Source organism: Streptomyces sp. NPDC045899, assembly GCF_056431485.1.
This window is the reverse complement of record NZ_JBWKKP010000022.1, coordinates 14,233-36,856: the sequence shown is the minus strand read 5'-3', so window position 1 is coordinate 36,856 and position 22,624 is coordinate 14,233. Positions and strand designations below refer to the sequence as shown.

Annotated in this window: 21 protein-coding genes; 1 reads left to right on the top strand and 20 read right to left on the bottom strand. The window is 72.0% G+C overall.

What is annotated here, in order from left to right:
- Positions 1-3: 3 nt before the first annotated feature.
- From AC07FT_RS27475 to pyrR, 14 genes are all read right to left on the bottom strand, one after another.
- Positions 4-2,175 carry a primosomal protein N' gene (locus tag AC07FT_RS27475; RefSeq protein ID WP_479178519.1) on the bottom strand — a complete coding sequence of 724 codons (2,172 nt, stop codon included), beginning with the start codon at positions 2,173-2,175 and terminating at the stop codon, positions 4-6.
- A 133-nt stretch (positions 2,176-2,308) separates the two neighbouring features.
- Positions 2,309-3,517: a methionine adenosyltransferase gene (gene metK / locus AC07FT_RS27470; protein WP_254742030.1), complete on the bottom strand. Its 1,209-nt coding sequence runs from the start codon at positions 3,515-3,517 to the stop codon at positions 2,309-2,311.
- 241 nt (positions 3,518-3,758) lie between these two features.
- Positions 3,759-4,976 carry a bifunctional phosphopantothenoylcysteine decarboxylase/phosphopantothenate--cysteine ligase CoaBC gene (gene coaBC, locus AC07FT_RS27465; RefSeq protein ID WP_479178517.1) on the bottom strand — a complete coding sequence of 406 codons (1,218 nt, stop codon included), beginning with the start codon at positions 4,974-4,976 and terminating at the stop codon, positions 3,759-3,761.
- 128 nt (positions 4,977-5,104) lie between these two features.
- Positions 5,105-5,377: a DNA-directed RNA polymerase subunit omega gene (gene rpoZ, locus AC07FT_RS27460; RefSeq protein WP_005319902.1), complete on the bottom strand. Its 273-nt coding sequence runs from the start codon at positions 5,375-5,377 to the stop codon at positions 5,105-5,107.
- A 30-nt stretch (positions 5,378-5,407) separates the two neighbouring features.
- Positions 5,408-5,974 carry a guanylate kinase gene (gene gmk / locus AC07FT_RS27455; RefSeq protein ID WP_431775232.1) on the bottom strand — a complete coding sequence of 189 codons (567 nt, stop codon included), beginning with the start codon at positions 5,972-5,974 and terminating at the stop codon, positions 5,408-5,410.
- Between the two features lie 39 nt (positions 5,975-6,013).
- Positions 6,014-6,337, bottom strand: coding sequence for an integration host factor (locus AC07FT_RS27450; protein WP_009713618.1), 324 nt, complete (start codon positions 6,335-6,337; stop codon positions 6,014-6,016).
- Positions 6,338-6,541: 204 nt separating this feature from the next.
- Positions 6,542-7,396: an orotidine-5'-phosphate decarboxylase gene (gene pyrF / locus AC07FT_RS27445; RefSeq protein ID WP_432012764.1), complete on the bottom strand. Its 855-nt coding sequence runs from the start codon at positions 7,394-7,396 to the stop codon at positions 6,542-6,544.
- Entirely contained in the window at positions 7,393-8,502 is a 1,110-nt protein-coding gene (locus tag AC07FT_RS27440; protein ID WP_479178615.1) for a quinone-dependent dihydroorotate dehydrogenase, read from the bottom strand. The genes pyrF and AC07FT_RS27440 overlap by 4 nt, the downstream gene beginning before the upstream one ends.
- Positions 8,503-8,591: 89 nt before the next feature.
- The gene (carB, locus tag AC07FT_RS27435; protein ID WP_471205339.1) at positions 8,592-11,903 is read right to left on the bottom strand and encodes a carbamoyl-phosphate synthase large subunit; all 3,312 of its coding nucleotides are present in this window, start codon (positions 11,901-11,903) and stop codon (positions 8,592-8,594) included.
- Entirely contained in the window at positions 11,896-13,035 is a 1,140-nt protein-coding gene (gene carA, locus AC07FT_RS27430) for a glutamine-hydrolyzing carbamoyl-phosphate synthase small subunit (RefSeq protein ID WP_479178516.1), read from the bottom strand. Before carA ends, carB begins: the two co-directional genes overlap by 8 nt.
- The gene (locus AC07FT_RS27425; protein ID WP_479178515.1) at positions 13,032-13,619 is read right to left on the bottom strand and encodes a PH-like domain-containing protein; all 588 of its coding nucleotides are present in this window, start codon (positions 13,617-13,619) and stop codon (positions 13,032-13,034) included. The genes carA and AC07FT_RS27425 overlap by 4 nt, the downstream gene beginning before the upstream one ends.
- Complete coding sequence (locus AC07FT_RS27420) at positions 13,616-14,914, bottom strand: dihydroorotase (protein WP_479178514.1); 1,299 nt, start codon at positions 14,912-14,914, stop codon at positions 13,616-13,618. The genes AC07FT_RS27425 and AC07FT_RS27420 overlap by 4 nt, the downstream gene beginning before the upstream one ends.
- Before the next feature lie 2 nt (positions 14,915-14,916).
- The gene (locus AC07FT_RS27415; RefSeq protein ID WP_254742054.1) at positions 14,917-15,888 is read right to left on the bottom strand and encodes an aspartate carbamoyltransferase catalytic subunit; all 972 of its coding nucleotides are present in this window, start codon (positions 15,886-15,888) and stop codon (positions 14,917-14,919) included.
- Between the two features lie 137 nt (positions 15,889-16,025).
- Complete coding sequence (gene pyrR / locus AC07FT_RS27410; protein WP_471205347.1) at positions 16,026-16,610, bottom strand: bifunctional pyr operon transcriptional regulator/uracil phosphoribosyltransferase PyrR; 585 nt, start codon at positions 16,608-16,610, stop codon at positions 16,026-16,028.
- A 195-nt stretch (positions 16,611-16,805) separates the two neighbouring features.
- On the opposite strand from pyrR, the gene bldD reads away from it, so the two are divergent.
- Positions 16,806-17,306, top strand: coding sequence for a transcriptional regulator BldD (gene bldD, locus AC07FT_RS27405; RefSeq protein ID WP_014056259.1), 501 nt, complete (start codon positions 16,806-16,808; stop codon positions 17,304-17,306).
- A gap of 183 nt (positions 17,307-17,489) precedes the next feature.
- Here the strand turns inward: bldD and nusB are convergent, their stop codons facing one another.
- From nusB to AC07FT_RS27375, 6 genes are all read right to left on the bottom strand, one after another.
- Entirely contained in the window at positions 17,490-17,933 is a 444-nt protein-coding gene (nusB, locus tag AC07FT_RS27400) for a transcription antitermination factor NusB (RefSeq protein WP_254742060.1), read from the bottom strand.
- 2 nt (positions 17,934-17,935) lie between these two features.
- A complete protein-coding gene (gene efp / locus AC07FT_RS27395; protein ID WP_471205350.1) occupies positions 17,936-18,502 on the bottom strand; it encodes an elongation factor P in 567 nt (188 codons plus the stop codon).
- A 76-nt stretch (positions 18,503-18,578) separates the two neighbouring features.
- On the bottom strand, positions 18,579-19,694 hold the full coding sequence (locus AC07FT_RS27390) for a M24 family metallopeptidase (protein ID WP_479178513.1): 1,116 nt from the start codon (positions 19,692-19,694) through the stop codon (positions 18,579-18,581).
- Positions 19,695-19,776: 82 nt separating this feature from the next.
- A complete protein-coding gene (locus AC07FT_RS27385) occupies positions 19,777-20,703 on the bottom strand; it encodes a Pro-rich N-terminal domain-containing protein (protein ID WP_479178512.1) in 927 nt (308 codons plus the stop codon).
- A gap of 315 nt (positions 20,704-21,018) precedes the next feature.
- Positions 21,019-22,113 (bottom strand): 3-dehydroquinate synthase, encoded by a 1,095-nt coding sequence (gene aroB, locus AC07FT_RS27380; protein WP_471205354.1) that lies wholly within the window; start codon positions 22,111-22,113, stop codon positions 21,019-21,021.
- On the bottom strand, positions 22,110-22,592 hold the full coding sequence (locus tag AC07FT_RS27375) for a shikimate kinase (protein WP_479178614.1): 483 nt from the start codon (positions 22,590-22,592) through the stop codon (positions 22,110-22,112). Before AC07FT_RS27375 ends, aroB begins: the two co-directional genes overlap by 4 nt.
- Between the last annotated feature and the right edge of the window lie 32 nt (positions 22,593-22,624).

Below are 22,624 nucleotides of genomic sequence, written 5' to 3'. Positions count from 1 at the left end.
CCGTCAGCCGATCTCCAGCGGATCCACCCGGACCGCCGGGTCCTTCTCCCCCCGGGCCAGGCGGCGCGCCTTCGCCTCCTTGAGGGCCGCGGCCAGCGCGCTGCCCTGACCGGGCCGGACCCGCACCAGCGACCGCTCCCACCGCTCGCCCGGCGGCGGATCACCGGGACGGCGCGGCCGCCCCGGCTCGCTCACCGGCAGCGGCACCGGACCGAGGGTCTCCGCCCCCTCCGGCAGCGATGCCGAGGCGATCAGCTCGGCCACCGCCTCCGCCGGACCGGACACCGCCGCCATCCGCGAGACCGGAGGAAAGCCCAGCTGGGCCCGCTCGGCCAGCTCCCGCGCCGCGTACCCGGCCGGATCCCAGCGCACCAGCGCCTGCACCGGACGCAGTGTCGGCTCGGCGATCACCACCACCGTGCCACCGCCGGTCGCGCCCCCGCCCTCACCGTGGCCGCGCACCAGGGAGGCCGCCCCCAGCCAGTGGCGCAGCGCGTCCTCGCCCGCCCGCAGATCGGGGCGGCCCAGCAGCGCCCAGCCGTCCAGCAGCAGCGCCGCCGCGTAGCCGCCCTCGGCGACCGGTTCGGCGCCCGGGGTGCTCACCACCAGCGCCGGACGGTCGGGCACCGTGGTCAGCACATGGTCCCGGCCGGAGGTACGGACCGGGACGGCCGGGAACGCCCGGCCCAGTTCCTCGGCGGTGCGCCGGGCCCCGACCACACTTGCCCGCAGCCGCGCGCCGCCGCAGGATGCGCAGTGCCAGCCGGTCTCCGGCCGTCCGCACCAGCCGCACACCAGCCGGTCCGCGTCCCGCGCCTCCAGCGGACCGGAGCAGTGACCACAGCGCGCGGGCTCCCGGCAGCGCTCACACGCCAGCCGGGGCACATAGCCCCGGCGCGGCACCTGCACCAGCACCGGACCACGGGTCAGCGCCTCGCGCACGGTCTGCCAGGCGAGCGTGGGCAGCCGGGCGGCGCGGGCCTCGGCGTCCCGGGCCACCTCACCCTCGTCGACCGTGCGGACCAGGGGCGCGGCGGCGCGGACCTGGTCGCGCCCGGCCTCCAGGGGCCGCGCCCAGCCGTTCTCCACCAGCTGGGCGGCCTCCACGGTGCGGCCGAGATCACCCAGCAGGAAACCGGTCCGCTCCTGGACCGCGCGCAGCAGCAGGACGTCCCGGGCGTGCGGCCGGGGCAGGTGGTCATCACTGTGGCTCTGGTCGCCGTCGTCCCAGATCCCCACCAGGCCCAGCTCCCGGACCGGCGCGAACATCGCGGCGCGGGTGCCCACCACGGCCCGTACCGCGCCCCGGGCGACCGCCAGCCAGCGGCGGTAGCGCTCCTCGGGCCCGAGTTCGGCGGTGAGCAGCACATGCCGCCCCGGGCCGCCGAGAGCGGCGGTCAGCGCCACGTCCACCCGGGCGGCCGTCTTTCCGTCCGGCACCACGATCAGGGCGCCGCGGCCGGAGGCGAGGGTGGCGGCCACGGCGGCGGCCCATTCGGCGGGCCAGTGCGGTCCGGGCAGCGCGGTCCACACCGCGCGCGGCAGGTCGCCGCGGGCGAGCGCCTCCAGGAATCCGGGTCCGGCCGGATAGCGCGCCCAGGTGCCGGCCGCGGGCGGCGGAGGGGGCGGCAGCCCCGGCGGGGACGGCTCGGCCTCGGCCCGCGCGCTGCGCCGGGGCACGGCGAGCTGGAGCACATCGGCCAGCGATCCGGCGTAGCGGTCGGCGACGGCCCGGCACAGCGCCAGCAGGCCGGGCCCGAGCACCGGCTCCGGGGAGACCACCTGGGCCAGGGCGGCCAGCGGACCGCGGTAGTCGGACTCGGCCACCCGCTCGATGATGTAGCCGTCGAGCAGTCCGCCGCCTTCCCGGCGCCCCTCGCGCACCCTGCCCGTCCCGGCCCCGAACCGCACCCGCACCCGCACTCCGGGCTGGGCCTCGGCGTCCATCTCGGCGGGGACGGCGTAGTCCCACAACTTGTCCAGGTGCACCGGGCCCTTGTCGACGAGGACCTTGGCCACCGGCAGCTCCGCCGCCAGCGCGGCCCCCCGCCAGGTGCGCGGCTTGGCCCGCGGCACCTTGGCGCCGCGCACGGTCTCCCGGATGAGCGCGAGCTGCTCCCCGCCGGGCGGCTGCGCCTCGGCGTCCCGCTTCGGCCCCTGGTTCTCGCTGCTCACAGCTCAAGTCTTAGCAGACGGCGCCGACACGGAGATCCTTCCGGGCCACGGGCCCGGGACCGGCGGCCCTTGGGACGCCGCAGGGCCCGGCCACCCCTTCCGGGGTGCCGGGCCCTGTACGGAACCGGAGGGCTTACAGCCCGGCGGCGGCGCGGAGCGCGTCCACGCGGTCGGTGCGCTCCCAGGTGAAGTCCGACAGCTCACGGCCGAAGTGGCCGTAGGCGGCGGTCTGGGCGTAGATCGGGCGCAGCAGGTCGAGATCGCGGATGATCGCGGCCGGGCGCAGGTCGAAGACCTCGGAGATGGCCTTCTCGATCTTCTCGGCGTCGATGGTGGCGGTACCGAAGGTCTCGACGAAGAGACCGACCGGCTCGGCCTTGCCGATGGCGTACGCGACCTGGACCTCGCAGCGCTGGGCGAGCCCGGCGGCGACCACGTTCTTGGCGACCCAGCGCATCGCGTAGGCGGCGGAGCGGTCGACCTTGGACGGGTCCTTGCCGGAGAAGGCGCCGCCACCGTGGCGGGACATCCCGCCGTAGGTGTCAATGATGATCTTGCGGCCGGTGAGACCGGCGTCACCCATCGGACCGCCGATCTCGAAGCGGCCGGTGGGGTTGACCAGCAGGCGGTAGCCCTCGGTGTCCAGCTTGATGCCGTCCTCGACCAGCTCGTTCAGCACGTGCTCGACGACGAACTCACGGATGTCCGGGGCGAGCAGCGAGTCCAGGTCGATGTCGGAGGCGTGCTGCGAGGAGACGACGACGGTGTCCAGCCGGACCGCCTTGTTGCCGTCGTACTCGATGGTGACCTGGGTCTTGCCGTCCGGGCGCAGGTAGGGGATGGTCCCGTTCTTGCGGACGTCGGACAGCCGGCGGGAGAGCCGGTGGGCCAGGTTGATCGGCAGCGGCATCAGCTCGGGGGTCTCGTCGCACGCGTAGCCGAACATCAGGCCCTGGTCACCCGCGCCCTGCTTGTCCAGCTCGTCCTCGTCGCCCTCGACCCGCAGCTCGTAGGCCGAGTCGACACCCTGGGCGATGTCGGGGGACTGTGAGCCGATCGACACCGAGACGCCGCAGGAGGCGCCGTCGAAGCCCTTCTTCGACGAGTCGTAACCGATCTCGAGGATCTTGCTGCGGACGAGGCTCGCGATCGGAGCGTACGCCTTGGTCGTCACCTCGCCGGCCACGTGGACCAGGCCGGTGGTGATCAGGGTCTCGACCGCGACCCGGGAGGTCGGGTCCTCCTTGAGGAGGGCGTCGAGGATGGTGTCGCTGATCTGGTCAGCGATCTTGTCAGGGTGACCCTCGGTCACGGACTCCGAGGTGAACAGGCGGCGGGACACATCGCTCCCTGGGGTTGCAGCGGCTGCTGGCTGATCATGGGCGGGACCGCTCGGGGGCTGCGCCCGGTGCGGTTCCTCGGCCAGTTTATCCGGCACGCGGGCCGGTCGGGCATCCCGTCCCACAGAACGGGCAGGCCGTGACCTGGAACATACCCCGACGAGGACGGAAAAACAGCCACGGCGGCCCGTCAGGAAGGTGTCATGGCCCGATCGGCCGTCCCCCGGCCGCGGGGCGCGCCGGTCAGCCCAGCCGGGCGGCCACAAGATCCCAGACGGTGTCGGCCAGGGCGTCCTTGGGGCCGTGCGGAACGGGGGTCTCGGTGCCGTCGGCCGCAAGCACAACGGCCTCATTGGTCTCGGAACCGAACGTCTTGTGCTCCCCCACCTCGTTCACCACGAGCAGATCGCAGCCCTTGCGCGCCAGCTTGGCGCGCCCGTTGGCCAGGACGTCATCGGTCTCGGCGGCGAAGCCCACGACGATCTGGCCGGGGCGGGCACGGTCCGCGGAGATCTCCGCGAGAATGTCCGGATTCCGCACCAGCGCGAGCGGCTCGGGCTCGGCGCCCTCCCGCTTCTTGATCTTGCCCTGGGCGTACTGGGCGGGCCGGAAGTCGGCGACCGCGGCGGCCATCACCACCGCGTCGGCGTCCGCGGCGGCCTTCAGGACCGCCTCCCTCAGCTGAGCGGCGGTGCCCGCGCGCACCACATCGGCCCCGGCCGGGTCGGGCAGCTCGCTGTTGACCGAGACCAGCGTCACCCGGGCCCCCCGGGCGACGGCGGCGCGGGCGAGGGCGTAGCCCTGGCGGCCGGTGGAGCGGTTGCCGAGGAAGCGCACCGGATCCAGCGGCTCACGGGTGCCGCCCGCGCTGACCACCACATGGCGTCCGGCGAGGTCCTGCTCCCCCGCACGCTCCCCGCGCTCCAGCACCCGGCGGCAGACCTCGAAGATCTGCTCGGGGTCGGGCAGCCGGCCCTTGCCGGTGTCCACACCGGTCAGCCGTCCGACGGCGGGCTCGATGACCAGCGCGCCGCGGCGGCGCAGGGTGGCCACGTTCTCCCGGGTGGCGGGGTGCTCCCACATCTCGGTGTGCATCGCGGGGGCGAAGACGACCGGACATCGCGCGGTGAGCAGGGTGTTGGTGAGCAGATCGTCGGCGAGGCCGTGGGCGGCCTTGGCGAGCAGGTCGGCGGTGGCGGGGGCGACCACGACGAGATCGGCGGACTGGCCGATGCGCACATGCGGGACCTCGTGGACGGACTCCCACACCTCGGTCTTCGCGGGCCGGCCGGACAGCGCCGACCAGGTGGCCTCGCCGACGAACTGCAGCGCCGAGGCGGTGGGCACCACCCGTACCTCGTGTCCGGACTCGGTGAGGCGCCGCAGCAGCTCACACGCCTTGTACGCGGCGATCCCGCCGCTGACGCCCAGCACGACCCTGGGCCTGTCCGCCGTGGTCATCGCTCGCCTCTCCCCGCCGTGTACGCCGTCGTACGTACCCACCCATGACACACCACGAGCCCGGCTTTCGGGACCCTCAGCCGTCGCTGGAGGCGCCCCGTGCCGGGCCGGTGATGAGCGATCTGAAACTACTGCGCCGGGCCCTCGATGGCCTCGGAGGTCAGCAGACCCGCGTTGATCTCGCGGAGCGCGATCGAGAGCGGCTTCTCGTGGACGTGGGTGTCCACCAGGGGGCCCACGTACTCGAGCAGGCCCTCGCCGAGCTGGGAGTAGTACGCGTTGATCTGCCGCGCACGCTTGGCCGCGTAGATCACGAGGCTGTACTTCGAGTCAGTGGCCTCGAGCAGCTCGTCGATCGGCGGGTTGATGATGCCCTCGGGCGCGGTGATGGAAGAGGACACGCTCTACCTTCCGAAAAGGGGGATAAAGATCTATAGAACCTTCATCAAGGCTAGCAGCTCACGCGCCACGTCCTCGACGGAGGTGTTGACCAGGGTCCGGTCGAACTCGGACTCCGCGGCCAGTTCGGTCCGGGCGGCCTCCAGCCGCCGCTCGATGACCTCCGGCGCCTCGGTGCCGCGGCCGGTGAGCCGGCGGACCAGCTCCTCCCAGCTGGGCGGGGCGAGGAAGACGAGCTGCGCCTCGGGCATGGACTCACGGACCTGGCGGGCGCCCTGGAGATCGATCTCCAGCAGCACCGGCTCACCCGCTTCGAGGCGGTCGAGCACGGCTTGCCGCGGGGTGCCGTAGCGGTTGCCCGCGAACTCGGCCCACTCCAGCAGCTCACCATTGGCGATGAGCTTGTCGAACTCCCCGTCGTCCACGAAGAAGTACTGGACGCCGTGCTGCTCGCCGGGGCGGGGCCTGCGGGTCGTGGCCGAGACCGAGAGCCAGACCTCGGGGTGTTCCTTGCGCATATGGGCGACGACCGTGCTCTTGCCGACCCCGGAGGGGCCGGAGAGCACGGTCAGTCGCGGACGTGCGGAGTGTGCTGCCATGGCAGCGATTATCCAGGTTCCCGGAGGTGCCTGGAAACGTCAGCCGGCGGCGCCGCCGAACTCACGCTCGAGCGATGCGATCTGGTTGGAGCCGAGACCCCGCACGCGGCGGCTCTCGGAGATGCCGAGGCGCTCCATGATCTGCTTGGCGCGGACCTTGCCGACGCCGGGCAGGGACTCCAGGAGAGCCGAGACCTTCATCTTGCCGATGACATCGTTCTCCTGGCCCTGCTTGATGACCTCGTGCAAGGAGGCGCCGGAGTGCTTGAGCCGATTCTTGACCTCGGCGCGCTCCCGGCGAGCCGCGGCGGCCTTTTCGAGCGCGGCTGCGCGCTGTTCAGGGGTAAGGGGCGGAAGAGCCACGCCTTCGTCACCTCGGATGTCGAACTGTCGGATATGGACCGGTGAGGAACCTAGTCGGCCCTCACCTGCGGAGCAACGCGCAACGCACGCGCACGTTCGCTCTCGTCGGAGACTAGCGGCCCATCCCGCTCCAGTCAGCGAGAACAGACGAAAAGTCCTGGTCAGACTCGCTCGACCGGTACATTTCCGGACAAAATAGCCTGGTTATTCGGCCACGGCGCGCACCTCATCGGCCATTCGGGCAGCCGCCTCGACCAGCGAGGCCGCGTCCGGGCCGTGCCGGAGCACCCCCCGGCTGACGCTCGGGACGACATTGCGGACCGCCGCGCCGAAGACCCCGGGAAGGTCGGCCGGGGTCGCTCCCTGCGCCCCGATGCCGGGGGCGAGCAGCGGTCCGTCGATCGTCAGCTCGGCGCCCGCCCGGGATGCCGCGGTGCCCAGCGTCGCGCCGACGACCGCGCCGAAGGAGCCGAGCCGCCCCGCGGCCGCCTCCGCGGCGTTCTCCGCCTTCAGGGACGCCAGCACCGAGGCGGCGACGGAGGTGCCGTCCGCGCGGACCGCGTGCTGCACCTCGGCGCCCTCCGGGTTGGAGGTCAGCGCCAGCGCGAACACCCCCGCCCCGCTCGCCCGGGCCGCGTCCAGCGCCGGGCGCAGCGAGCCGAAGCCGAGGTAGGGGCTGACGGTGACCGCGTCGGAGAACAGCGGGCTGCCCGGGTCCAGATAGGCGGCGGCGTACGCGCCCATGGTGGAGCCGATGTCACCGCGCTTGGCGTCCATGAGGACCAGCGCCCCGGCGGACCGGGCGTCGGCCACGGCCCGCTCCAGGACGGCGATCCCGCGCGAACCGAAGCGCTCGAAGAAGGCCGACTGCGGCTTGAGGACGGCGACCCGCCCGGCGAGGGCGTCCACCACGGTGCGGGTGAACCGCTCCAGGCCCGCCACATCGTCCCCCAGGCCCCATTCGGCGAGCAGGGAGGCGTGCGGGTCGATCCCGACGCACAGCGGGCCGCGGGCGTCCATGGCGGCGCGCAGCCGGGCGCCGAACGGGGCGGTGGTCATGCGGTCTCCTTGCGGGCCTCGGCACCGACGGCGTCGGCGAGGGTGGCGTAGGGGGAGGCGGCGAGCCGGTCGGCGAGGCCGCGGTGGATCTCCCGGCACCAGAACGGGCCCCGGTAGATGAACGCGCTGTAGCCCTGGACCAGCGTGGCCCCGGCCAGGATGCGCTCCCAGGCGTCGTCCGCGGTCTCGATCCCGCCGACGCCGACGAGGGTGATCCGGTCCCCCACGCGCGCGTACAGCCGCCGCAGCACCTGAAGGGAGCGGGCCTTCAGGGGCGCGCCGGACAGTCCGCCGGTCTCGCCGGTGAGCCCCGCGCCGGAGCGCAGCCCCAGACTCTCGCGGGCGATGGTGGTGTTGGTGGCGATGATGCCGTCCAGGCCGAGGTCGACGGCGAGGTCGGCGACCGCGTCCACGTCCTCGTCGGCCAGATCCGGGGCGATCTTGACCAGCAGCGGTACCCGGCGGCCGGTGACCGTGCGGTCGGCGGCCTCGCGGACGGCGGTGAGCAGCGGCCGCAGGTGGTCGACGGCCTGGAGGTTCCTCAGTCCGGGGGTATTGGGCGAGGAGACGTTGACGACGAGGTAGTCGGCGTGGGCGGCCAGCCGCTCGGTGGACGTCACATAGTCGCCGACGGCTTCCGCCTCGGGGACGACCTTGGTCTTGCCGATGTTGACGCCGACCGTCGTACCGAAGACGGGGCGGCGCTCGGCCAGCCGGGCGGCGACCGCGGCCGATCCGTCGTTGTTGAAGCCCATGCGGTTGATCAGGGCGCGGTCGGCGACCAGCCGGAAGAGCCGCTGCCTGGGGTTGCCGGGCTGCGGCTGGGCGGTCACGGTGCCGATCTCGACGTGGTCGAAGCCGAGCATGGCCATGCCGTCGATGGCGGCGGCGTTCTTGTCGAACCCGGCGGCCAGCCCGAACGGGCCGTGCATCCGCAGCCCCAGCGCCTCGGTGCGCAGCGCCTTGTGGCGGGGGGCCAGGACGGCGGCGGCGAAGGTCCGCAGTACGGGGATGCGGGCGGCGAGCCGGATCCAGCCGAAGGCCAGGTGGTGGGCCTTCTCGGGGTCCATGCGCCGGAAGACCAGGCGGAACAGGAGCTGGTACATGGTCTCTTTCTGGGAGGGGGTGAGGGCGAGGGACTCATGAGGAGGGCTCATGAAGAGGGGGACACCGGCCGGTGTCCCCCTCCCTCGCCTCACTCCTCGCGGGCCGCGGTCAGATGTTCCGCGTGTTCCTGGAGCGACCGGACACCGACCGTGCCCCGGCCCAGCGCCTCGATGCCCTGGACGGCGGCGGCCAGCGCCTGGACCGTGGTCAGGCAGGGGACGCCGCGGGCCACGGCGGCGGTGCGGATGTCATAGCCGTCGAGCCGGCCGCCGGTGCCGTAGGGGGTGTTGACGATCAGGTCGACCTGGCCGTCGTGGATCAGCTGGACGATGGTCTTCTCACCGTCCGGGCCCTCGCCCTCGCTCTGCTTGCGCACCACCGTGGCGTTGATGCCGTTGCGCTTGAGGACCTCCGCGGTGCCCGAGGTGGCCATGAGCTCGAAGCCGAGGCCGACCAGTTCACGGGCCGGGAAGATCAACGAGCGCTTGTCGCGGTTGGCCACCGAGACGAACGCGCGGCCCTTGGTGGGCAGCGCGCCGTACGCCCCGGCCTGCGACTTGGCGTAGGCCGAGCCGAAGACCGAGTCGATGCCCATGACCTCGCCGGTGGAGCGCATCTCCGGGCCGAGGATGGTGTCCACCCCGCGCCCCGAGGAGTCGCGGAACCGGCTCCAGGGCATCACGGCCTCCTTGACGGAGATCGGGGCGTCCATGGGCAGGGTGCCGCCGTCACCGGCCGCGGGGAGCAGCCCCTCGGTGCGCAGTTCGGCGATGGTCGCGCCCAGCGAGATCCGGGCGGCGGCCTTGGCCAGCGGTACCGCGGTGGCCTTGGAGGTGAAGGGCACGGTCCGGGAGGCGCGGGGGTTGGCCTCCAGCACGTACAGGATGTCCCCGGCCATCGCGAACTGGATGTTGATCAGACCGCGCACCCCGACCCCGCGGGCGATGGCCTCGGTGGAGGCCCGCAGCCGCTTGATGTCGAAGCCGCCGAGGGTGATCGGGGGCAGGGCGCACGCCGAGTCGCCGGAGTGGATACCGGCCTCCTCGATGTGCTCCATGACGCCGCCGAGGTAGAGCTCCTGACCGTCGTAGAGGGCGTCCACGTCGATCTCTATGGCGTCGTCGAGGAAGCGGTCGATGAGCACCGGGTGCTCGGAGATCAGACCCGCGTGCCGCTCCAGGTACGCGGCCAGCGAGGGCTCGTCGTAGACGATCTCCATGCCACGGCCGCCCAGCACGTAGGAGGGGCGGACCATGACCGGGTAGCCGATCTCGGCGGCGATGCCCTTGGCCTGGTCGAAGGAGAAGGCGGTGCCGTACTTGGGGGCGGGCAGCCCGGCCTCGGTGAGCACCCGGCCGAAGGCGCCGCGCTCCTCGGCGAGGTTGATCGCCTCGGGCGAGGTGCCCACGATCGGCACCCCGTTGTCCTTGAGCGCCTGGGCCAGGCCCAGCGGGGTCTGGCCGCCGAGCTGGACGACCACACCGGCGACCGGGCCCGCCTGCTGTTCGGCGTGCACGATCTCCAGGACGTCCTCCAGGGTGAGCGGCTCGAAGTAGAGCCGGTCGGAGGTGTCGTAGTCGGTGGAGACGGTCTCCGGGTTGCAGTTGACCATGACGGTCTCGTAGCCCGCGTCGTGCAGCGCGAAGGAGGCGTGGACACAGGAGTAGTCGAACTCGATGCCCTGGCCGATGCGGTTGGGGCCCGAACCGAGAATGATCACCGCGGGGGTCTCGCGCGGGGCGACCTCGGACTCCTCGTCGTAGGAGGAGTAGAAGTACGGCGTCCGCGCGGCGAACTCGGCGGCGCAGGTGTCGACGGTCTTGTAGACCGGCCGGACGCCGAGGGCGTGCCGCACCTCGCGGACGACGTCCTCGCGCAGCGAGCGGATCCCGGCGATCTGGGCGTCGGAGAAGCCGTGCCGCTTGGCCTCCGTCAGCAGCTCCGGGCCCAGCTTGTCGGCGGCGGCCAGCTCATCCGCGATCTCCTTGATCAGGAACAGCTGGTCCACGAACCACGGGTCGATCTTCGTGGCGTCGAAGACCTCCTGCGGGGTGGCCCCGGCGCGGATGGCCGCCATGACCGTGTTGATCCGGCCGTCGGTGGGGATGTCGGCCCGCTGGAGGAGTTCGAGCTTGTCGCCGGGATCACCGGTGAAGTCGAACTGGCTGCCCTTCTTCTCCAGCGAGCGGAGCGCCTTCTGCAGCGCCTCGGTGAAGTTGCGGCCGATGGCCATGGCCTCGCCGACCGACTTCATGGTGGTGGTCAGCCGGGCGTCGGCGGCCGGGAACTTCTCGAACGCGAACCGCGGCACCTTGACCACGACGTAGTCGAGCGTGGGCTCGAAGGACGCCGGGGTCTGCTCGGTGATGTCGTTGGGGATCTCGTCGAGGGTGTAGCCCACCGCGAGCCGGGCGGCGATCTTGGCGATCGGGAAACCGGTCGCCTTGGAGGCCAGCGCCGAGGAGCGGGAGACGCGCGGGTTCATCTCGATGACGATGACCCGGCCGTCCTCGGGGTTGACCGCGAACTGGATGTTGCAGCCGCCGGTGTCCACCCCGACCTCGCGGATCACGGCGATGCCGATGTCGCGCAGGACCTGGTACTCACGGTCGGTGAGGGTCATCGACGGGGCGACGGTGATGGAGTCACCGGTGTGCACGCCCATGGGGTCGAAGTTCTCGATGGAGCAGACGACCACGACGTTGTCGTGCTTGTCGCGCATCAGCTCCAGCTCGTACTCCTTCCAGCCGAGGATGGACTCCTCCAGGAGCACCTCGGTGGTCGGCGAGAGGGTCAGCCCCTGGCCGGCGATCCGGCGCAGTTCGTCCTCGTCGTGGGCGAAGCCGGAACCGGCGCCGCCCATGGTGAAGGAGGGGCGGACGACGACCGGGTAGCCGCCGAGCTCCTCGACACCGGCGAGGACGTCGTCCATGGAGTGGCAGATGACCGAGCGGGCGGACTCACCGTGGCCGATCTTGGCGTGGACCGCCCTGACGACCTCCTTGAACTGGTCGCGGTCCTCACCCTTGTGGATGGCCTCGACATTGGCGCCGATCAGCTCGACGCCGTACTCGGCGAGGGTGCCCGCTTCGTGCAGGGAGATCGCCGTGTTGAGCGCGGTCTGGCCGCCGAGGGTGGGCAGCAGCGCGTCGGGGCGCTCCTTGGCGATGATCTTCTCGACGTACTCGGGGGTGATCGGCTCGACGTAGGTGGCGTCGGCGATCTCCGGGTCGGTCATGATCGTGGCCGGGTTGGAGTTGACCAGGATGACCCGCAGCCCCTCGGCCTTGAGGACGCGGCACGCCTGGGTTCCGGAGTAGTCGAACTCGGCGGCCTGGCCGATGACGATCGGGCCGGAGCCGATGACCAGGACGGACTGGATGTCGGTGCGCTTAGGCACGCTGGCCCTCCATCAGGGTGACGAAGCGGTCGAACAGGTACGCGGCGTCGTGCGGACCTGCGGCGGCTTCGGGGTGGTACTGGACGCTGAAGGCCGGGCGGTCGAGCAGGCGGAGCCCCTCGACCACGTCGTCGTTCAGGCAGACGTGGGAGACCTCGGCCCGTCCGTAGGGGGTGTCGGAGGGCGCGTCGAGCGGGGCGTCGACGGCGAAGCCGTGGTTGTGGGCGGTGACCTCGACCTTGCCGGTGGAACGGTCCTGCACCGGCTGGTTGATCCCGCGGTGCCCGTACTTCAGCTTGTAGGTGCCGAAGCCGAGGGCCCGCCCGAGGATCTGGTTGCCGAAGCAGATGCCGAACAGCGGGGTGCCGCGCTCCAGCACTCCGCGCATCAGCGAGACCGGGTGGTCGGCGGTGGCCGGGTCGCCCGGTCCGTTGGAGAAGAACACCCCGTCGGGGTTGACGGCGTAGATGTCCTCCAGAGTGGCGGTCGCGGGCAGCACGTGCACCTCGATACCGCGCTCGGCCATCCGGTGCGGGGTCATGCCCTTGATGCCGAGGTCGATCGCGGCGACGGTGAACCGCTTGGTGCCGATCGCCGGGACGACGTAGGTCTCGTCGGTGGCGACCTCGCCGCTGAGGTCGGCGCCCTTCATCTGCGGGGCGGCCTGCACCTTGGCCAGCAGCGTGGCCTCGTCGGCGACCGCGTCACCGGAGAAGATGCCCACCCGCATGGCACCGCGCTCGCGCAGGTGGCGGGTGAGGGCGCGGGTGTCGATCCCGCTGATGCCGACGACGCCCTGTGCGGTCAGCTCCTCGTCCAGGGAGCGGCGGGAGCGCCAGTTGGAGGGCGTACGGGCGGGGTCGCGCACCACGTAGCCGGAGACCCAGATGCGCCGGGACTCGGGGTCCTCGTCGTTGACGCCGGTGTTCCCGATGTGGGGGGCGGTCATGACGACGACCTGGCGGTGGTAGGACGGGTCGGTCAGGGTCTCCTGGTAGCCGGTCATCCCCGTGGAGAACACCGCCTCGCCGAAGGTCTCCCCCACGGCCCCGTAGGCACGGCCACGGAAGGTGCGGCCGTCCTCCAGGACGAGTACGGCGGGGGTCCTGGCCCCCCGGGTGGAGGTCGTCATCGTGCGCCTTCCTGGTTGTGCTCGGTGTTCTTGACGGCCAGGGCCTCGACCCAGGCCCGGTGCTCTGCGGCGTGGTCGGAGCGGAAACCGGAGTCGATCGACCGGTCGCCGTGCCGCCAGGTGATGATCAGCAGCCCGCCCTCGGCGAGGACCTTGCCCGCGATGCCCTTGTCGAGCCGGGCGCCGAGGAGGCTCCCGGCCGGGATGAAGAAGTCCCGGGCCCCGGGGCGGACCACGCTCACCCCGGCGTCGGTGAGGGTCAGCTCGACGCGGCTGCGGCTGCCCAGGCCATGGGCCACGATCCGGTCCAGCCACTGCCCGGCGGTGGTGGAGCCGTGGTAGCGGCCGGTCATCTCAAGTCGCGGGTCGCCGGGCTCGGCGGGGGCCTCGGGCAGCTCCGGCAGATCGCCCTGGAGGGTGCCGCGCCACCGCCAGCCCTCGCGCATCAGCCAGTAGACGAGCGCGATGACCAGCAGCAGTCCGACGACCCAGCCGATCCGCGCGGCCCAGTCCGTCACGTCCTGCGACTTCTGGTCGGCGGCCAGGGCCGTGAGGCCCGCCGCCGGATTGCTCAGAGGTGTCACGCCAGCTTCCCGTCCACGACCGTCGCCCGGCCCCGCAGGAAGGTGTGCGTCACACGGCCCGGCAGTTCACGGCCCTCGTAGGGGGTGTTGCGGCTGCGGGAGGCGAAGCCCGCGGGGTTCACCACACCACGGTAAGCGGAGTCGAGCAGGGTGAGGTTGGCGGGCTCCCCGGCGGCGATGGGACGGCCGTGGCCGGTGAGGCGGCCGATGACCGACGGGCGGTGCGACATCCGGTCGGCGACCCCCGCCCAGTCCAGCAGCCCGGTGTCCACCATCGTGTGCTGGACCACCGACAGCGCGGTCTCCAGACCCACCATGCCCATGGCCGCCGCGCCCCACTCGCAGTCCTTGTCCTCGTGCGGGTGCGGGGCGTGGTCGGTGGCGACGCAGTCGATGGTGCCGTCGGCCAGGGCCTCGCGCAGCGCCATCACATCGGCCTCGGTGCGCAGCGGCGGGTTCACCTTGTAGACGGGGTTGTAGGACCGTACGAGCTCGTCGGTGAGGAGCAGGTGGTGCGGGGTGACCTCGGCGGTGACGTTCCAGCCCTTGGACTTGGCCCAGCGGACGATCTCGACCGAGCCCGCGGTGGACAGGTGGCAGATGTGCACCCGGGAGCCGACGTGCGCGGCGAGCAGCACATCGCGGGCGATGATCGACTCCTCGGCGACGGCGGGCCAGCCGCCGAGGCCGAGCTCCGCGGAGACGATGCCCTCGTTCATCTGGGCACCCTCGGTGAGCCGGGGCTCCTGGGCGTGCTGGGCGATCACTCCGTCGAACGCCTTCACGTACTCCAGGGCGCGGCGCATGATCACCGCGTCGTCGACGCACTTGCCGTCGTCGGAGAAGACGCGCACCCCGGCGGCGGAGTCGTGCATGGCACCCAGCTCGGCGAGCTTCTTGCCCTCCAGGCCGACGGTTACGGCGCCCACCGGCTGGACGTCGCAGTAGCCGGATTCCTTGCCGAGCCGCCAGACCTGCTCGACGACGCCCGCGGTGTCGGCGACCGGGAAGGTGTTGGCCATGGCGTGCACGGCGGTGAACCCGCCGACGGCGGCGGCCTTGGTGCCGGTCAGGACGGTCTCGGAGTCCTCGCGGCCGGGCTCGCGCAGATGGGTGTGGAGGTCGACGAGGCCGGGCAGCAGGATCTGTCCGGCGGCCTCGATCACGATGGCACCGGCGGGGGCGTCCAGCCCGGTGCCGACGGCGGCGATGCGCTCGCCCTCGATCAGCACGTCCTGCGGCTCGCCGCCGAGCACCTTCGCGCCGCGCAGCAGCGTCGTGTTCGTCTCGCTCATGGTTACTTGCTCTCCTCGGTGCGGGCGGCGGCGACGGCGGACTCGTTCCCGCCGAGCAGCAGATACAGGACGGCCATGCGGATGGAGACGCCGTTGGTGACCTGCTCCACGGCGGTGCAGCGGTCGGAGTCGGCGACCTCGGCGGTGATCTCCATCCCGCGGTTCATCGGGCCGGGGTGCATGACGATGGCGTGCTCGGGCATCCGGGCCATCCGGTCGCCGTCCAGGCCGTAGCGGCGCGCGTACTCCCGCTCGGTGGGGAAGAAGGCGGCGTTCATGCGCTCGCGCTGGACCCGCAGCATCATCACGGCGTCGGACTTGCCCACCACCGCGTCCAGGTCGTAGGAGACCTCACAGGGCCAGCTCTCGACCCCGAAGGGGACCAGGGTCGGCGGGGCCACGAGGGTGACCTCGGCGCCCAGGGTGGCCAGCAGGTGGACGTTGGAGCGGGCCACCCGGCTGTGCAGGATGTCGCCGACGATGGTGATCCGGCGGCCCGCGAGGTCCTGGCCGGTGCCGGAGGTCAGATGGCGGCGCATGGTGAAGGCGTCCAGCAGCGCCTGGGTGGGGTGCTCATGGGTGCCGTCACCCGCGTTGACGACCGAGCCGCCGATCCAGCCGGAGGTGGCCAGCCGGTGCGGGGCGCCCGAGGAGTGGTGGCGGATGACCACCGCGTCGGCGCCCATCGCCTCCAGGGTGAGCGCGGTGTCCTTCAGGGACTCGCCCTTGGAGACCGAGGAGCCCTTGGCGGAGAAGTTGATGACGTCGGCGGAGAGCCGCTTGGCGGCCGCCTCGAAGGAGATGCGGGTGCGGGTGGAGTCCTCGAAGAAGAGGTTGACGACGGTACGGCCGCGCAGCGTGGGCAGCTTCTTGATCGGCCGGTCGGCGAGCCGGGCCAGTTCCTCGGCGGTGTCCAGGATCAGGACGGCGTCATCGCGCGAGAGGTCGGCGGCCGAGATGAGGTGGCGCTTCATCCGGATGCTCCGTGGGTGAAGGAGGTGTGCGGGCGTACGGGCGGGCGTGCGCTGCCCGGTGGCGCGGGGCGGCACCGGGGCGTGACGACGGCCGGTCCCCGGGATCGCCGGGTGCCGGGCCGCCGCCTCGGCGGGCGCTACTGCCCGTCCGCGGGGGCGGTCTCGCGCAGGCCGAGGAGGACGCTGTCGCGGCCGTCCTCCTCGGTCAGCTGGACCTTGACCGTCTCCCGCAGCGACGTCGGGAGGTTCTTGCCGACGTAGTCGGCGCGGATCGGCAGTTCCCGGTGGCCCCGGTCGACCAGGACCGCCAGCTGGACCGCGCGGGGGCGCCCGATGTCACCCAGGGCGTCGAGCGCGGCGCGGATGGTGCGGCCGGAGAAGAGCACGTCGTCGACGAGGACCACCAGGCGTCCGTCGATGCCGTCGCCGGGGATCTCGGTGCGGGCGAGCGCGCGGGCCGGGCGCAGCCGCAGGTCGTCGCGGTACATGGTGATGTCGAGCGAGCCGACGGGGACCTCACCGGGCGCCCGGTCGGTGATCTCCTCCAGCCGGGCGGCCAGCCGCCGGGCGAGATGGACACCGCGGGTGGGGATTCCCAGGAGCATCACGTCATCGGCGCCCTTGGCGCGCTCGACGATCTCGTGGGCGATGCGGGTGAGGACTCGCGCGATGTCGGGTGCTTCCAGCACCGAGCGCGCGGGACTCGAGGTGTGTGCGTCCATACGAAACGGACCTCCTTCTCCGCCTCACGGGACGGACCTTAAAGGACGTCGGATTTGCGCCAATCACATTAGCAGGGACGAGGGAGTCACCCGTCATCACCCCTGGCGGGAGCCCCTCCGCCTCGTTCGGCTTGACGATCGAGATTACGCTGCGTAACCTCACAGTGAGTTACCAGTCTTCGTCCGGGGAGCTTTATGTCCAGCGAATACGCCAAACAGCTCGGGGCCAAGCTCCGCGCCATCCGCACCCAGCAGGGCCTCTCCCTCCACGGTGTCGAGGAGAAGTCCCAGGGCCGTTGGAAGGCCGTGGTGGTGGGATCGTATGAGCGCGGCGACCGCGCCGTGACCGTACAGCGTCTCGCCGAACTGGCCGACTTCTACGGCGTCCCGGTTCAGGAGCTGCTTCCGGGCACGAGCCCGGCCGGCGCCGCCGAGCCGCCGCCGAAGCTGGTACTGGACCTGGAGCGGCTGGCCCATGTGCCGGTCGAGAAGGCGGGCCCGCTTCAGCGGTACGCCGCGACGATCCAGAGCCAGCGCGGTGACTACAACGGCAAGGTGCTCTCGATCCGCCAGGACGATCTGCGCACCCTCGCCGTTATCTACGACCAGTCGCCCTCCGTGCTGACCGAGCAGCTGATCAGCTGGGGTGTGCTGGGCGCCGACGCCCGACGGGCCGTCCAGCACGAGGACGTCTGAGCCACCTCAGACGCCGTCGGACGCCTTGGGGCCGACTGACCCACCTCAAGCAGCAGAGAACAGCAGAAACGTGCCGCCGGGGGCGGTGGAGGCCCCTCTCAGGCCCTCCACCGCCCCCGGCGGTTTCGTATCGGTCACGTCGCCCGGGGGCGGCGTGTGCGGCGCCTCAGCGGCGGCAGTGCGTCACGCCGGGTGCTCGAGGTCGCGGCGCAGGCTCGGCTTCAGCTCCTTGAAGCGGCCCAGCAGACCGTTGACGAACGCCGGCGAGTCATCGGTGGAGAACTCCTTGGCGAGCTGCACCGCCTCGTCGATCACCACCGCGTCCGGGGTCTCGTCCTCCCACACCAGCTCATACGCGCCGAGCCGCAGGATGTTCCGGTCGACGACCGGCATCCGGTCCAGCGTCCAGCCCACCGCATAGGTGGCGATCAGCTCGTCGATCCGCGCGGTGTACTGCGCGTACCCCTCGACCAGCTGCATCGTGTACTCGCTGACCGGAGGCTGCCGGTCGTCGGTCCGGGCGTGCCGTATCCAGTCCGCGAGGACGGTCTGCACGGAGCTGCCACGCTGGTCGGCCTCGAAGAGAATCTGAAAGGCACGCTTACGGGCCTTGTTGCGGGCAGCCACGGTTAGTTGTTCACCCGACCGAGGTACTCACCGGAACGGGTGTCAACCTTGATCTTCTCACCGGTGGTGATGAACAGCGGCACACCGATCTCGTAGCCGGTCTCCAGCTTCGCCGGCTTGCTGCCACCGGTGGAGCGGTCGCCCTGGACGCCCGGCTCGGTGTACTCGATCACGAGCTCGACGGCCGCGGGCAGCTCGACGTAGAGCGGGTTGCCCTCGTACATCGCGACGACCGCCTCGAACCCTTCGAGCAGGTAGCGGGCGTTGTCACCGACCACCTCGGGGGTGATGTAGATCTGGTCGAACGTGTCCATGTCCATGAACACGAAGCTCTCGCCGTCCTTGTACGAGAACTGCATGCCACGCTTGTCGACATTGGCCGTCTCGACCTTCACGCCGGCGTTGAAGGTCTTGTCGACCACCTTGCCGGACAGCACGTTCTTGAGCTTGGTGCGCACGAAAGCAGGGCCCTTGCCGGGCTTGACGTGCTGGAACTCGACGACGGACCAGAGCTGGCCGCCTTCGAGCTTGAGCACCATGCCGTTCTTGAGGTCGTTCGTGGATGCCACGGTTGCGGGATCTCCTGGACTGCAGCTGATGGAGACCAGAAAGTTGCGACGCGCCGTTCGTCAGCCGGAGCCGAGGCTAGAGCGCGAGCAGCTCTTTGGTCGTGATGGTGAGTAGCTCGGGTCCGCCGTCCGCCTCGGGGCGGACGACGAGCGTGTCGTCGATCCGGACACCGCCCCGGCCCGGAAGGTGGACCCCCGGCTCGACGGTGACCGGCACACAAGCGTCCAGTTTACCCATGGCCGACGGCCCGAGCCGAGGGTCCTCGTCGATTTCCAGGCCCACACCGTGTCCGGTACGGGGTTCCAGCCCGTCTCCGTAGCCCGCCGCGTCCAGCACCTGGCGGGTCACCCGGTCCACGTCCCGGTAGGCCGTACCCGGCACCAGGGCCTCCCGTCCGGCCCGCTGAGCGGCGAAGACGAGGTCGTAGAGCTCGACCTGCCAGTCCGCGGGCGAGGGGCCGATGACGAACGTCCGTCCCACCTGACAGCGGTAGCCGCGGTAGTCCGCGCCCAGGCAGATGCTGAGGAAATCTCCCTCCTCGACCCGCCGGTCGGTGGGCAGGTGCCCGGCCCGTCCGGCGTTCGGCCCCGCGGCCACCACGGTGGGGAAGGCCGGTCCGTCCGCGCCGTGATCCACCAGCCGGCGCTCCAGCTCCAGCGCCAGATGACGCTCGGTCCGGCCCACCAGGATCGATTCCAGCAGTTCACCGAGGGCCTGGTCGGCCAGCTCCCCGGCGATCCGCAGCCGGGAGATCTCCTCGTCGTCCTTGATCAGCCGCAGCTGTTCCACCGCCCGGCCGAGATCGGCCAGCAGCAGCTTGGGGGCGGCGCAGCCGAGCGCCCGGTGCCGGGCGACGGTCAGGTCGTGCTCCTCCACCGCCAGTGACTCGGCACCGTCGGCCGCGGCCAGATCGGCGGCGGCCGCGGCCGGGTCACCGTCGCCTCCGGGCAGCATCAGCAGCCGCAGATCCTCCGGATGCGAGGGGTTCCCCACCCCCCAGCCCGGGGCCGCCGGGGTCTCGGCCGCCACCAGCACGTCCTGGGCCGGGCCGAGGAGCAGCACGGCTCCGGGCGGCGCGACACCGCACAGATAGCGCACATTGGCCGGCCGGGAGACCAGCGCGGCGCCGCTCCCGGCCGTGGCGCACTGATCGCGCAGACGGGCACGGCGAACGGCGTACACCTCGGACATGACCCCGAGCGTACGCAGGGTCGCGCCCCGCGGCCGGTCGAGCGGGGCCGTATGGGCGTCGCCCGCCGGAGCGCCGCGCGGGCTACCAGGTGGGCGGGCTCGCGATGGACCGGGCGACGACCTCGTCCAGCATCCGCGCGGTGGTCTCCACGTCATGGGTGGAGTTGTCGATGATCGGCAGCCCGGAGCCGTACCAGCCGGCCATCCGGCCGTGGATCCGGGCCACTTCGTCGTCGCTGAGGCGGCGGTTGCCGCTGCGCTCCGCGTTCCGCTCCAGCACGATCTCCAGACCGGGCAGCACCACCACGGGCAGCAGACCGGGGCCGACATGGCGCTTCCAGCCGCCGAGCCCGACGACCGGACGGTCCGGGAAGACCGCGTCGTCGAGGATGCAGGAGATGCCGTTGGCCAGGAAGTTACGGGCGGCGAAGCCGCAGGTGCGGCGGGCCAGCCGGTACTGCGCCTCGGAGTTCTCGTTCCACCCCGACTGCGGGTTGGCGAATCCGGAGCGGACCCATTCGCGGACGTCGTCCAGGCTGATGTGGGCGGTGGGCACCCGCCGGCGGTCGGCCCAGTGGCGGGCGACCGTCGTCTTGCCCGCTCCGGCCGGGCCGATCAGCAGCACCGCCACCGCGGTCTGCGAGGCGTCGGGCACCGGCTGGTCAGGCGAGGGATGCGGCAGCGGCACCGGACCGCCGGGGGGCAGCTGGACATGGCCGGTGACACCCCCGGTCTCGGCGGACGGCGGCGCCACGGAGGGGGCCGCCGCCTGCGGGACCGGCGGCGGTACCTGAGGGGGCGGGCCCTGGTGGACGGGGGGCTGCGGCGGCGGGACCTGGTGTGCGGGCGGGCCCGGGTGGGCGGGCGGCGGGGGCACGGGCGGAACGGGAGGGTTCGGGTGAGGGCCCGGGTGGTGGCCTGCGCCCTGGGCCCAGCCTCCGTCCCGCGGTCCGGGCCCCTGCCCCGGTCCGTGGGGCGGTGGCAGCGGAGCTCCCACTGCGTGCTGCATCCGGTGGCACTCCGTCTCGTACAGGCAAGTCCGGCAACTGTCGCGTAGCGAGGCGGCGGTGAGGCCGCTCCTACCGAACGGTACCTGGCCCGACGTCCGCTGTGTGAACGGCGGACGAACCTGTTGCGTGCCCGGTACACCGCGTCTGCCAGGCGATTCCTCTCCGGAAGCCCGTGGCCGCGGACTTCCGGAGCGGAAATCACCGGAGCCCGCGGCGGTACCGCGGGCTCCGGTGGCCATCTCCGTCGGCCAGGACGAGGGGAAGAGGGGATCCGGTCCGCCGGCCGGTGGTCCGCACCCGCCCGGCGGCCCGGCTCAGGCCGAGATCTCCCCGTACGCCGCGAGCAGGACGGCCGGGTCCGGGCCCTCCAGGACCGAGGGCTTGGCCAGCCCGTCGAGCACGATGAAGCGCAGCAGGTCACCGCGGGACTTCTTGTCGACCTTCATGGTCTCCAGCAGCCGGGGCCACTGGTCACCGCGGTAGGTCAGCGGCAGCCCCACGGACTCCAGCACGGCGCGGTGCCGGTCGGCGGTGGCGTCGTCCAACCGGCCCGCGAGACGGCCGAGTTCGGCCGCGAAGACCATGCCGACGGAGACCGCCGCACCGTGCCGCCAGTTGTAGCGCTCGTTCTTCTCGATGGCGTGCGCGAGGGTGTGCCCGTAGTTGAGGATCTCGCGCCGGCCGGACTCCTTGAGGTCACCGGAGACGACCTCGGCCTTGACCCGGATGGAGCGCTCGATCAGCTCGGCGGTGTGCGGACCGGTGGGGGTGCGGGCCGCGGCCGGGTCCCGCTCGATGAGCTCCAGGATCCCCGGGTCGGCGATGAAGCCCGCCTTGATGATCTCGGCCAGTCCGCTGACGAAGTCGTTGACGGGCAGCGAGTCCAGCGCGGCGAGGTCGCACAGCACCCCGGCCGGGGGGTGGAAGGCGCCGACGAGGTTCTTGCCCTCGGCCGTGTTGATCCCGGTCTTGCCGCCGACCGCGGCGTCCACCATGCCCAGCACGGTGGTCGGCACGGCGATCCAGCGCACTCCGCGCAGCCAGGTGGCGGCCACGAAGCCCGCGATGTCGGTGGTGGCGCCGCCGCCGACCCCGATGATCACGTCGGTGCGGGTGAAGCCGGTCTGGCCGAGTGCCTTCCAGCAGTAGGCGGCGACCTCGGCGGTCTTGGCCTCCTCCGCGTTCGGCAGCTGGATGGCGATGGACTCGTAACCCTGGTCGGCGAGGTCCTGGCGGACCGCCTCACCGGTCTCGGCCAGCGCCTCGGGGTGCAGGACGGCGACGCGCTTGGCCGGGGTGCCGATCAGCCCGGGGAGCTCCCCGAGCAGCTGCCGCCCGACCAGGACCTCGTACGGCTCGGTCCCCGCCGTACCGGCGACCTGGATGCGCGTGGGGGTGTCGGTGGTCATGCCTGCTTCAGCTCCAGTGCGTCCAGGACGGCGTCGGCGACGTCTTCGGGGGTGCGGCCCTCGGTCGCCACCACGGCACGGGCGACCTCGGTGTACAGGGGGCGGCGCTGTTCCATCAGCTCGCGCCAGCGCTGCCGGGGATTGACGGCGAGGAGCGGACGCGGGGCGTCCAGACCGGTGCGCCGCACGGCCTCGGCGACGCCCATCTCCAGGAAGACCACCGGGAGCCCGGACAGCAGGGCACGGGTGCCCTCGTCCATCACCGCGCCGCCGCCCAGGGCCAGCACACCGGTGTGCCCGGCGACCGCGGTGCGCACCGCCTGCCGCTCCAGTTCGCGGAAGTGCGGTTCGCCCTCGTCGATGAAGATCTCCGCGATCTCCTTGCCCGAGGCCGCGACGATATCGGCGTCGGTGTCACGGAAGGTGGTGCCCAGCCGGTCCGCGAGCACCCGTCCGACGGTCGTCTTGCCCACGCCCATCGGCCCGACCAGGACCACCGCGGGTCCGCCCG